The sequence below is a fragment of the Flavobacterium hankyongi genome (assembly GCF_036840915.1).
Taxonomy (GTDB): Bacteria; Bacteroidota; Bacteroidia; order Flavobacteriales; family Flavobacteriaceae; genus Flavobacterium; species Flavobacterium hankyongi.
The window spans coordinates 1,677,295-1,689,488 of record NZ_CP085725.1 but is presented as its reverse complement, the minus strand read 5'-3'; the positions used below and the strand labels follow the sequence as shown (position 1 = coordinate 1,689,488).

The 12,194-nt window shown below is 33.7% G+C and carries 13 protein-coding genes; 5 read left to right on the top strand and 8 right to left on the bottom strand.

Annotation, left to right across the window (positions count from 1 at the left end; all coding sequences use genetic code 11):
* Window positions 1-14: 14 nt before the first annotated feature.
* Window positions 15-899 carry a rhomboid family intramembrane serine protease gene (locus tag LJY17_RS07910; RefSeq protein ID WP_264543300.1) on the top strand — a complete coding sequence of 295 codons (885 nt, stop codon included), beginning with the start codon at window positions 15-17 and terminating at the stop codon, window positions 897-899.
* Window positions 900-948: 49 nt separating this feature from the next.
* Window positions 949-2,001, top strand: a complete 1,053-nt coding sequence (locus tag LJY17_RS07905; protein WP_264543299.1) for an endonuclease/exonuclease/phosphatase family protein — start codon at window positions 949-951, stop codon at window positions 1,999-2,001.
* 2 nt (window positions 2,002-2,003) lie between these two features.
* On the opposite strand, the gene LJY17_RS07900 is transcribed toward LJY17_RS07905, so the two are convergent.
* The 8 genes from LJY17_RS07900 to LJY17_RS07865 all read right to left on the bottom strand — a co-directional run bounded on the left by LJY17_RS07900 (window position 2,004) and on the right by LJY17_RS07865 (window position 8,896).
* Complete coding sequence (locus LJY17_RS07900) at window positions 2,004-2,615, bottom strand: WbqC family protein (protein ID WP_264543298.1); 612 nt, start codon at window positions 2,613-2,615, stop codon at window positions 2,004-2,006.
* Between the two features lie 32 nt (window positions 2,616-2,647).
* Window positions 2,648-3,016: a four helix bundle protein gene (locus LJY17_RS07895; protein WP_264543297.1), complete on the bottom strand. Its 369-nt coding sequence runs from the start codon at window positions 3,014-3,016 to the stop codon at window positions 2,648-2,650.
* A gap of 38 nt (window positions 3,017-3,054) precedes the next feature.
* Window positions 3,055-4,608, bottom strand: coding sequence for a signal peptidase I (gene lepB / locus LJY17_RS07890; protein ID WP_264543296.1), 1,554 nt, complete (start codon window positions 4,606-4,608; stop codon window positions 3,055-3,057).
* A gap of 40 nt (window positions 4,609-4,648) precedes the next feature.
* The gene (gene dapB / locus LJY17_RS07885; protein WP_264543295.1) at window positions 4,649-5,356 is read right to left on the bottom strand and encodes a 4-hydroxy-tetrahydrodipicolinate reductase; all 708 of its coding nucleotides are present in this window, start codon (window positions 5,354-5,356) and stop codon (window positions 4,649-4,651) included.
* A 43-nt stretch (window positions 5,357-5,399) separates the two neighbouring features.
* The gene (locus tag LJY17_RS07880) at window positions 5,400-5,960 is read right to left on the bottom strand and encodes a DUF5683 domain-containing protein (protein WP_264543294.1); all 561 of its coding nucleotides are present in this window, start codon (window positions 5,958-5,960) and stop codon (window positions 5,400-5,402) included.
* Entirely contained in the window at window positions 5,960-6,862 is a 903-nt protein-coding gene (locus LJY17_RS07875) for a ParB/RepB/Spo0J family partition protein (RefSeq protein ID WP_264543293.1), read from the bottom strand. The genes LJY17_RS07880 and LJY17_RS07875 overlap by 1 nt, the downstream gene beginning before the upstream one ends.
* A gap of 8 nt (window positions 6,863-6,870) precedes the next feature.
* Entirely contained in the window at window positions 6,871-7,635 is a 765-nt protein-coding gene (locus LJY17_RS07870; RefSeq protein WP_264543292.1) for a ParA family protein, read from the bottom strand.
* Between the two features lie 133 nt (window positions 7,636-7,768).
* On the bottom strand, window positions 7,769-8,896 hold the full coding sequence (locus LJY17_RS07865) for a methionine aminotransferase (RefSeq protein WP_264543291.1): 1,128 nt from the start codon (window positions 8,894-8,896) through the stop codon (window positions 7,769-7,771).
* A 65-nt stretch (window positions 8,897-8,961) separates the two neighbouring features.
* On the opposite strand from LJY17_RS07865, the gene LJY17_RS07860 reads away from it, so the two are divergent.
* From LJY17_RS07860 to LJY17_RS07850, 3 genes are all read left to right on the top strand, one after another.
* Window positions 8,962-9,870, top strand: a complete 909-nt coding sequence (locus tag LJY17_RS07860) for a phytanoyl-CoA dioxygenase family protein (protein WP_264543290.1) — start codon at window positions 8,962-8,964, stop codon at window positions 9,868-9,870.
* Between the two features lie 20 nt (window positions 9,871-9,890).
* Window positions 9,891-10,451 (top strand): hypothetical protein, encoded by a 561-nt coding sequence (locus LJY17_RS07855; RefSeq protein ID WP_264543289.1) that lies wholly within the window; start codon window positions 9,891-9,893, stop codon window positions 10,449-10,451.
* Between the two features lie 351 nt (window positions 10,452-10,802).
* On the top strand, window positions 10,803-12,194 hold the full coding sequence (locus tag LJY17_RS07850; RefSeq protein ID WP_264543288.1) for an RtcB family protein: 1,392 nt from the start codon (window positions 10,803-10,805) through the stop codon (window positions 12,192-12,194).

The window sequence follows — 12,194 nt, the reverse complement described above, 5'->3', positions numbered from 1 at the left end:
ATTAAATTAAATAAATGAGTTTAATAGACGATTTCAAGTCGCAATATAAAATGGGTGATATGACAACCAAATTAATATTTTGGAACATATTGCTTTTTGCTATTCCGAGCGTTCTTTTTGCGTTATTAAAACTTTTTAATGTTCCTATTAATTATTACAATTATGTTGGGTTGTCATCAAATCTAAATCAGTTATTGATGAAACCTTGGACATTATTTTCATATTCATTTTTCCATAGTGGCTTTTTTCATATTCTGTTTAATATGATAATGCTTAATTTTTCTGGAAAGCTCTTTACCACTTTTTTTACTCAAAAACAATTAGTTGGATTGTACGTTTTAGGAGGTGTTTTAGGAGGATTATTGTATTTAATCGCTTATTTATTTCTTCCTTTTTTACAAAATAAAAGTGGATTGCTAGTTGGAGCATCGGCTTCTGTGATGGCAATATTGATTGCGACCACGACCTATAGTCCCTACATGAATTTGAGACTTGCATTAATAGGAAATGTAAAGCTTTGGCATATAGCCATTGTGTTTTTAGTAATAGATTTAATTCAATTGCCATTAGAAAACTCTGGAGGACATTTAGCTCACATTGGAGGAGCACTATTTGGCTTTATATACATAAAAGCATTGCAATCTGGAACTGATTTATCTTCAGGATTTAATTCAGTTCTCGATTTTTTTGTTAATTTGTTCTCATCAAAAGAAACGACCCCATTTAAAAAAGTACATAAAAACCCCAAATCTAGTAATCCTACAAAAACAACAAGCAGAGTAGTAACAAAAGACAGAGCACAACAACAAATAGATGAGATTTTGGATAAAATAAGTCAGTCGGGATATGACAGTCTTACTAAGGAAGAAAAAGAATTTTTGTTTAAGGCTGGAAAATAAAATGTTTTACTATTTATTTAATGTTAGTTTTTAAACTAGATAATTAATAATGAAAAACCTGTCGTGGTTTAATAAAGTTGCGTTTTTCTTCAATATAGTTTTAACTATATTGACGTTTCTTGCTTATGTGCTACCATTTTTGGCACCTAAGTGGTTTCCTTTATTATCTGTACTTACACTTATTTTACCATTTTTCTTGATTTTAAATGCATTGTTTTTTGGGTACTGGTTTTTTCAGTTTAAGAGGCAAATGTTTTTATCTGGTTTGGTCTTACTATTAGGAATAACTTTTATTAATAAGTTTTATAAGTTTTCATCAAACGAAAGTGAAGTTTCAGATAAAGATTTTGTAGTTATGACATATAATGTTCGTTTACTTAATCTTTTTAATTGGATACCAAGAGATGATGTTGCTCAAGATATTTTGAAGTTTGTGAATGAAAACAATCCTGATGTACTGTGTATTCAAGAGTATTCGACTTCAGCATCTGCAAAGATTGACTTGAAAATTTATCCTTACCGTGCCATTTTCATGAAAGGAGATAAAATAAAAACGGGGAATGCCATATTCTCTAAATTTCCAATAGTTGACGAAGGAAAAATAGTGTTTCCCAATTCTAATAATGATGCCATTTTTGCAGATATTAAAGTGGGAAAAGACATTGTAAGAGTTTACAATATACATTTAGAATCTATTAAAATTTCTCCAGATGTTAATGAAATGTCTGAGAATGTTGAAGGAATAAATCAACAGAAATCACAAATGGTTTTTAAACGTATTAGCGAAGCTTTCAAAAAGCAACAACAACAAGCTGAAATAATAATGGAACATAAGAAGACATCTAAATTTCCATTAGTCGTTTGTGGAGATATGAACAACAGCGCCTTTTCGTATGTGTATAGAGTAATTAAAGGCGATTTACAAGATAGTTTTGAAGAAGCTGGAAAAGGATTTGGCCAAACCTATAATTTTAAATATTATCCTGCTCGTATTGACTATATTTTTGCAGATTCTAGAATGGCTGTTAAGAGCTTTACAAATTTTCCTGAATTTATTAATTCAGACCATTTACCTGTAATGGCAAGAATAGAGATAAAGTAGCTCTAAATAGATTGTTTTTTTAGATAATCAAGAGCATAGCGTCCTTCGTTGAATAACAAGTCAAGAATACTTAAGTTATTAATATAACCATGTTTTTCTTCAAAAACCTGAGTGTATTCATCAAATTTTGCATTATCTTTTTTACCATTTGCTAAAATTCTGTAGTCTTCAAAATTTGGAACCTCATGAAAATACTCAGTGGTTTTGTTGGTTTCAAAAGTAAGACCTAGACATTTTTTTACAATTTCGATAGTCTCAAAGTTCAAATCCATCAAAAATGTATGTTTTTTAGTAAAGATTGGTGCTATAGCATCTTCATAATACTCAAAGAATGGGGAAGTTCTATAAGCCGCTTCTAATGACTTAAAATGTTGCTTTTGCCAATCGAAAGCTGTTTCTAAACGTACATCTTTTGTTTTTTGACGTATATCTTTAGAATGTTTTATTGGTATGTTTAGTAGCTGAACTCCGTTGGGACTATATATATACATCCTGTTTCTGTTGGTTTGTTTTTGAAAGTTGTCTTCCATTTCAAACGTTACAGAATTGGCTTTAACCATAGCAACAAAATGACTTATTGAAGGAAAGTAGGTAGGGTGTATGAGTATGTTCATTTGGTAATTTGTGGATTTGGTGCTTTGAAAAATTAAATTGATTTGTCAATTTGATAATTCCTCAAACTATTTAATTTATTTGTAATACTTTCTAATTGTTTTCTTAAAAGAATATAGTTTTTTTCTGAAAGGAAATTTAATTCGTAAGACAAAATTAATTGATTTAAAACTTCTACAGCAGAACCAAATGCAATAGTGGTAAAGTTAGCTTTGTCTTTAAAGGTTTTCCTTGCAGAACCTTCAGCTATATTTGAACATATTGAGATTGAAGCTCTACGTAATTGTGAGATTAATCCAAATTTTTCATTTTCTGGGAAATTTTCTGTCGCTAAGTATATTGCTTTAGTAAATTCTTTAGACTCTACCCAAACATCTAATTTTTCAAATGAAAAGATATACATAACATCAAATTACCAAATCCACAAATAACCAAATTGAACTAAGCTTTAGCTTTTTTTCTTCTGTAAAAATCGTATGCAAACCATGCTACAAGGGCAATTATAAAATATTTGAAGTAAGATACTGGCTGTCCATTTCCGCCAACTGTGCAAAATAATCTGTCCCAACGAATTTTGTCAATAGCTTTACTCCATGGAACATTAGGGTCAATACTCCACCAAATAAATACTGGTTTACCAACTACGTGATCAAAAGGAACAAATCCCCAGTAACGACTATCTTCAGAATTGTGACGGTTATCTCCCATCATCCAGTAATAGTCCTGTTTGAAAGTATAGTTTGTCGCTTCTTTGTCGTTGATATAGATTTTTCCGCCTTTTTCTTCTAGTTTATTACCTTCGTATTCTGTTATAAGTCGCTTGTAAAAAGGAAGAGTTTCTTTGTTTAAAGCAACTGTTTTGTTTGCTTCAGGGATATAGATTGGGCCTAAATTATCTTGACTCCATTTTTGATTGTGAGGGAAAATACTTTTATCAATACTTTCTGGTGCAGGAGCTATTCTTTTTGTGATTGATTTTATCGCTGGATTTTGCTTCAATTTGTTATATGCTTCATCAGTAACAGCTGAAAAGATAAATTGATTTTCTCCAGTTGGGACAATACGATCTGTTAATTGTAATTCCCCTAAAATGTATTCAGCATCAAAAGATGATCCATCAGTTACAACATCATATGACCACTGTGGTCTAGCTCTTTCTGGTAATACTAATTTCTTATTGTTAATTAAAATATCACCATTTTTAATTGAAAAACTATCACCAGGTAAACCAACACATCTTTTTACATAATTTGAACGTTTGTCAACAGGCTTGTCAATATGTCTTCCAGATCTGTCAAAAAATTGATAAACTGTATCTACTGGCCAGTTAAATACGACTATATCGTTACGCTTAATACTTTGTACTCCTGGAAGGCGGAATGAAGGTAACTGTGGCCAACTTAAATATGATTTTTCTTTTACAACTAGTAAACTGTCGTGAACCATTGGTAATGCAACTGCGGTTTTAGGAGTTCTGGCTCCATAATGAAATTTACTTACAAATAAAAAGTCGCCAATTAACAATGATTTTTCTAGCGATGAAGTTGGAATTGTAAATGGTTGCATTACATAAGTATGTACTAAAGTAGCTACTACTATTGCATACAATAATGAACTTATTGTGTCTCCAACTTGAGTTTTAGCTACTAAACTCCTATCTTTTATGTATTCTACATTTTCAAAATAGTTCACATAGTAAATATAGAAACCTAAAGTGAGGACTCCTAAAAGTGTATCTTTTGATGAGTTTTTTCCAAAACTTCTTAATGTTTCAACCCAAACAACAATAAACATTATTAAATTTATAATTGGGATGAATAATAAAGCAGTCCACCAAGTAGATCTGTTTATTATTTTCATTAAAATAATCGAATTATATACAGGAATAAAGGCTTCCCAAGATTTTCTACCTGCTTTTTCGTATAATTTCCAAGTTCCTAAACCATGAATGATTTGAACTATCAAGAAAAATATAAACCACTGTAATGCTGTCATTTGTATTTAGAATTTTAAATTCTTAAAAATTTTAATATTTCTATTTTTTATTCAATGAAAGAACATCTTTCATTGTGTAAACTCCTTTTTTGCCAACCAACCATTCGGCTGCTACAACTGCTCCTAAAGCAAAACCTTCACGGTTATGTGCTGTGTGTTTGATTTCAATTTGATCCACTTCACTGTCATAGAAAATACTGTGTGTGCCAGGAATATTTTCAATTCTTTTTGCTTCTATATATATATCATTCTCTTTTGGATCATTTAATGTCCATGAATCATATTTAGAATTTTCAATAATTCCATTTGCTAATGAAATTGCTGTTCCACTAGGGGCATCAAGTTTTTGTGTGTGATGAATTTCTTCCATCGACACTTTGTATTGCTTTAAATTGGCCATCATTTTTGCCAAATAGTCATTCAATTCAAAGAAAATATTTACTCCTAAGCTAAAATTAGATCCATAAATAAAAGCTCCGTTTTTCTCTGAACAAAGCGAAATAATTTCATCATAATGCTCTAGCCAACCTGTTGTACCACTTATTACTGGTATATTAGTAGCAAAACATTCAGAAATGTTACTTACGGCACTACTAGGAACACTAAAATCTATAGCAACATCAGCATTTTTAAGTCCTTCAAAACTGTCTTGGCTTGATTTTCTCAATACAATTTCATGACCACGTTCTAAAGCAATTCGTTCAATTACTTTACCCATTTTTCCGTATCCTAAAAGTGCTATTTTCACTATTTTGTTTTTAGATGATTATAGGAATTATGATTTTCTATTGTTAAAACTTATAATTTAAACTAAGTCCGACATTTTGTTTGTAGTTGAAATCGTTGGTTTGAATTTCAGGTTTTATAGTCAAATCACCATTCACATTAAATTGTTGTAAATGTGCATCAACGTTAGCGTCTATTATGTTTAATGCATATAAAGCCACTGTGATGAGTAGGGATAAATCTCTGTTGCGCTGATGGAATTTTTGAGCATCTACAAGTCTTTCGGTACTCAACAATCCTTGATAACGATCATTACTGTTTTCACCAAGGACTAATCGTTGTTTGTAAGCATCTCTATATCTATCATATCTCTTCTGATTCCAAGTGTATGAATAAATACCTGTCCCTAATGCTATGTAAACAATAGGGATTTTCCAATAACGCTTATTATATGCCTGACCTAAGCCTGGAATTACTGCCGAATAAAAAGCAGCTTTTGCAGGTCTAAGAGGGTCAATTGTTTTTTTAATGGTATCGTTTGCAACGAGCTTAATTTCATCTTGACTAAAACCTGAAAAGTTTCCAGCGATAGTACAAAAAAGTAATATGTATAACCAGTTTTTCACTAACTGTTAATCAAGTTGAGAATTCTATTAAAATCTTCTTCAGAAGTAAACGGAATAGTAATTTTTCCTTTACCGTTTCCAGTAACTTTTACATCAACTTTAGTTCCAAAATAATTTGCAAAAGCTTTTTTGTCTTCAGATTTTACATCAAAAGAAGCTTCTGTAGCTTTTGAAGATGGAGTTGTTTTTTCAGGTGTACCTTCGTGGTATGCTTTTACCAATGCTTCTGTTTCACGAACAGAAAGGTTTTGGCTTACTATTTTTTGATAGATATCCGCTTGATCGTCAAGGTTGTCAATGTTGATGATAGCACGACCATGTCCCATAGAAATGAACCCGTCACGAATACCTGTTTGGATAATAGGATCCAGTTTTAATAAACGCATATAGTTAGCAACTGTTGATCTTTTTTTACCAACACGGTCACTCACTTGTTCTTGCGTTAACTGAATTTCATCCATTAAACGCTGATATGATAAAGCAATCTCAATAGGGTCTAAATCATGACGTTGAATGTTTTCAACCAAAGCCATAGTTAACGATTCGTTATCATCGGCCAAACGAATGTAGGCAGGAACCGTTTTTAATCCCAATAATTTAGAAGCACGTAAACGACGCTCTCCCGAAATTAATTGGTATTTGTTGAACTCCATTTTGCGAACAGTAATCGGTTGGATAACCCCAAGTTCACGAATTGAAGTGGCTAATTCTTGTAAAGATTCTTCATTAAAATTTGTACGAGGCTGAAACGGATTTATTTCGATAGCATCAATCTCCAATTCGATAATATTACCAACAACTTTGTCAGCATTTTTATCTGCAACTGATTTGATATCGTTTTCAGGATCTTTCAATAACGCAGATAATCCTCTTCCCATCGCCTGTTTTTTCGCTAATGCCATATACTATTTTAACTATTTTTCTTGATTATTTCTTCTGCTAAATGCAAGTAGTTTGTTGCTCCTTTACTTGTTGCATCATAATTGATAATGCTTTCTCCGTAACTTGGTGCTTCACTTAACTTGATGTTCCGTTGGATAACGGTTTCAAATACCATATTGTTAAAATGTTTTTGAACTTCCTCAACAACTTGATTTGATAATCGTAAACGAGAATCATACATTGTAAGTAACAATCCTTCAATGTCTAATTCTGGATTGTGTATTTTTTGAACACTTTTAATCGTGTTTAATAATTTCCCTAAACCTTCAAGTGCAAAATATTCACACTGAATAGGAATGACAACACTGTCTGCAGCTGTTAAAGCGTTTAGTGTTAATAAACCTAGCGATGGAGCACAATCAATGATAATATAATCATATTTTTCTTTTACAGAAGCTAAAGTCTGCTTAAGCATATACTCTCTATTCTCTTTATCGACTAATTCAATTTCGATAGCAACTAGATCGATATGTGCAGGAATCACATCAACATTAGGCGATGAGCTTTTGATTGTAGCCTCTTCGGGAGTGTTGCTATGCTCAAGGATTTGATAAGTACCTATCTCGACACTTTCTACATCAATGCCTAAGCCAGAGCTGGCATTTGCCTGAGGATCTGCATCTATAAGCAATACTTTTTTTTCTAAAACGCCTAAAGCGGCCGCTAAATTGATAGAAGTTGTCGTTTTTCCAACTCCACCCTTTTGATTAGCAATTGCAATGATTTTACCCATCTGATTTTTGAAATTTTGAGCCGTAAAAATACAATTATTTATGGGTTTTGAAAATCTATTTTGTTAACAATTTAACAAAATGATTGTGTGCCCCATGAATAGTGAGTTAAGGTTGATCTATAAAATTAATAGATTAAATTTTACATAATTTTTCTGCAGCTTGTATTAATGTTTCGTCTGTTTTAGCAAAGCAAAAACGAAGCATGTGTCTATCAGTAGCGTCATTATAAAAAACGGAAATTGGTATGCCAGCTACGCCGTTATCTGTAATTAGTTTTTTAGCAAAATCCACATCGTTTTGTGTTGAAATTGAACTATAATTTACAACTTGAAAATAAGTTCCATCACAAGGCATTAATTCAAATCGACTGTTTTTTAATAGTGATTGAAATAAGTCACGTTTACGTTGGTACATGCGGGATACTTCACCAAAATCTACCACATCAAGATGTTCTGCAATAGCATGTTGCGAAAAACTATTCACACTGAAAACTAAAAACTGATGTACCTTTTTCATTTCGTACATTAAGTTTTCTGGAGCAATTAAATAACCCACTTTCCAACCCGTTACATGTAATGATTTTCCGAATGAAGAAGCAACAATGGTTCTGTGTTTCAGTTTTTCTCTTGTGTTGAAAGAAATATGAGGTTGTGTAAAAGTAATGTATTCATATACTTCGTCACCCAAAATTAAAATTTGTGGGTGCTTATCTAAAATCGTTTCTAGAGCTTCAAAATCCTTTTCTGTCCAAATTCTACCTGTAGGATTATGCGGATTGTTAACTACAATCATTTTCGTTTTTGAAGTAATTGCATCTTCAATTCGATTGAAGTTGGGTGTATAATCATTATTCAATGATAGACGAACAGGTTTTCCTCCCGCAACTAACACCGAAGGTTCATAACTGTCATAACTAGGATCTAATATAATTACTTCATCATCAATCGAAACAAAAGTGTTAATCGTGGTAAAAACACCTTGTGTAGCACCTGCTGTTATAAGCATTTCAGTAGCAATGTTGACTTTTCGGTTATATTGCTTTTCAGTTTGCTGTGCAATTTTTTCCATAAGCGAGGGTAATCCAGCCATGGGAGTATATTGATGAATGTTTTCTCTAATTAAACGTTCTGAAATTTGTAATAAACGTTCATCTTCGGGAAAATTAGGGAACCCTTGAGATAAATTAATTGCTCCATGTTGATTCGCTAATTGCGACATTATAGAGAAGATACTAGTGGTGATATTGGGTAATTTAGACATGGCACAAATTTATAAAAACAAATAAGAATTTCATATTTTTGAGCTGTACTTAAATACCATAAAATATGTCTGCCAATTCTGTATTAGCATCGTTTCGAAACCGAATTTTGGAGGGAGAAAACACCGCTTCCGATAGTTGGTCGCAAGAATTGGAACAGCTTTATAAAAACGGCATCGGACTCGATGAAGCCTTGCAATACCTATACTTTGAACGCCCTTCGGTTGCTGATTTTGAGAAATGGGTAATTCAAAAAAGTACACAACTTATTCCAGTCGCCACGCAAGAAGAAAAAGTCTTGTCAGAAAGTGAATTGCAATTTTTTGAAACGAATGGTTATTTGGTTTTAAAAAAGGCCATTTCAAAAGAAGATTGTTTGGCTACCCAACAGATTATTTGGGAGTTTTTAGGCATGCAACCCAACAATCCGGCTTCTTGGTATGTTGCACATCCTGAGCAAAAAGGCTTAATGGTGAATTTTTTTGAGCATCCACAATTAGAAAAAAATAGAGCCTCGGCTCGCATTCGAAAAGCTTACGAACAGTTGTATCAAACTGAAAATATATACAAAACGATTGATAAAGTAAGTTTCAATCCGCCCATAACACCCTATTATACGTTCAAAGGAAGTGCTTTGCATTGGGACGTCAGTTTGCAACAACCCATACCATTTCGATTGCAAGGATTGATTTATCTTTCTGAGTGTGGACCCAACGACGGTGCATTTCATTGTGTCCCAGGTTTTCATCATAGTATTACCGACTGGATAAACCAAGTCCCTGAAGGAAAAGATATTCGTGCTTATGCTTTAGAAGCCTTGCAACCCGTTCCTATCACTGGCGAAGCAGGGGATATGGTTATTTGGCACCAAGCCTTACCGCATTGTGCAAAGCCTAATTATGGTGCAACGCCACGAATGGTACAATACCTAACGTACTTTGGAGAAAATTACCAAGAACCTACCGAATGGATTTAAAACAATAGAAAATTTAAAAAATGTCGAAAATAATTATCTTGACTCCTATGGAGATAGAACAAGAAAAAGTACTTTCTGCTTTATCTCGAATACCTAACGTAAACCATACCTACGAAGTCATTGTTTCCGGAATTGGCAGAGAAAGTACGGCCAAAGCGATGATGCAATTGCCACCACACGATATTTGTGTGTTGATGGGATTTGCAGCCATAGTAGGAAAAGCAAGTGATTTACCCGATTATTTGCAACTAGGAAAGCCTATCGAGATTACTCATGCTTCTTTGTACGGTTACGAAGGCGGCTTGTTTGAAAATGGAAAACCCATTGCCAAAGCGGCGCATTTGAATTTACCGTGTTTATCTTCCTTAACCTCCGATAAGTTTGTACGTACGACCGATTTAGCCGAAAAAACAGTCGTAAACATGGAAGATTATACGTTTATGTACCTCAAGAAACCTCAAGATTTTATCGTGCGCATCATCTCCGATTTTTTACCTCACGAAACCGAAATTGACTTTTTTGAAGAAGTGAAAGGGATTGATTTTATAGAAGCTGTAAAGGTTTTAGAGACTTTAAACTAGGAGAAATCTAGGCAATCGTTTCTTTAGACTGAATAAAAATTCAAGCGACTATTTGGATATTAAAGAAATAATTTACAAAATTTGTCCTCGAAAATTAATAACAATTAAAACGAAGAAAAAATGTTTGTATTCAATTTAGCAAATAACGGTTACGGATCAGCGGGAGCTGGTGTAACTTCTCTTCGTGGTTTTACTTTAAGTTAGATAAAAAAACTTCATTATATGATAAAACCCGAAGACATCTAGTTTCGGGTTTTTTTATGCATTAAACTTTCCCGAAACTGATAAATCAGAAATCCAATCGAGAGCTATCGCTTTTGAAAGGAAAGTGTATTATTCAATTTTAAATTTATGGGAAATAAATTATCAGGGAAAGACCTAATTAAAATAGGTTTCCCTAAGAACAATGCTATCAATATTGCTTTAGGGCAAATCAATAGATACAGAAAAAGAGAAAAAAAGGAAGCAATACTTACAGAAGCTAAAGAGGTATTGTTAGATCCTGAAAAATTCAAGGGACACGGCACTTGGGGAAAGGTTGCAGAAGGTTTGGTAAATCCAGTTCAAGTGAAATTCAATCAGTTGATGAACACGCGAGCTCCTTTTTCAATCTTTGGCGAGAATGAAATTGCGGAACAAGCCAAATTCCAATTGTATGACGCTTTAAAATTGCCAATTGCAGTGAAAGGTGCTTTAATGCCTGATGTACATTCAGGATATGGATTACCAATTGGAGGGGTTCTGGCAACAGATAATGCGGTAATTCCATACGGAGTGGGAGTAGATATTGGCTGCCGTATGAGTTTGTCAATTTTCGATTTGCCGGCTTCATTCTTAAAAGGAAAAGATCATCAGTTGCAGGCAATTTTGAAAGACAATACAAAATTTGGTATGACCGAAACCCACAAAATCAAAGCAGATCACGAGGTTTTTTACCAAAGCGAATTCAAAGATATTCCCGTGGTAAAGCAATTGTTAGACAAGGCATACAAGCAATTAGGAACATCAGGTGGTGGTAATCACTTTGTGGAATTTGGAGTGGTAAAGCTGGATAATCCGCTTCCAGAATGGAAACTGGAACCTAAAGAATATCTGGCAGTTTTGTCGCACAGCGGTTCACGCGGATTGGGTGCCAACATTGCGAAACATTACACGTATTTGGCTACAAAACAATGTCCGTTACCTAAGAATGTGCAACATCTAGCTTGGTTAGATCTGAATACTCATGACGGACAAGAATACTGGCTGGCGATGAATTTAGCAGGAGATTATGCTAAAGCGTGTCACGAAGACATTCACCGCCGAATCGCCAAAGCTTTGGGTAAGCGTATTGTAGTGACTATTGAGAACCATCACAATTTTGCATGGAAAGAAATGGTCGACGGAAAAGAATGCATCGTGCATCGCAAAGGAGCTACGCCAGCGGGTGAGGGACAACTGGGAATTATTCCGGGTTCGATGACTGCTCCAGGATTCATAGTAATGGGAAAAGGCAATGCAGAAAGTTTAAATTCTGCTTCTCATGGAGCAGGGCGTTTGTTTTCGAGAGCAAAATGTAAAGCATCTTTTACACAAAGCCAGATTAAAAAAGTCTTGGCAGACCATGAGGTGACTTTAATTGGCGGCAATATCGACGAGGCGCCTATGGCCTACAAAGACATTAACAAAGTGATGAGTTTGCAAACGGAATTGGTGGATGTATTAGGAACTTTTACACCTAAAATTGTAAGAATGGACCGATAG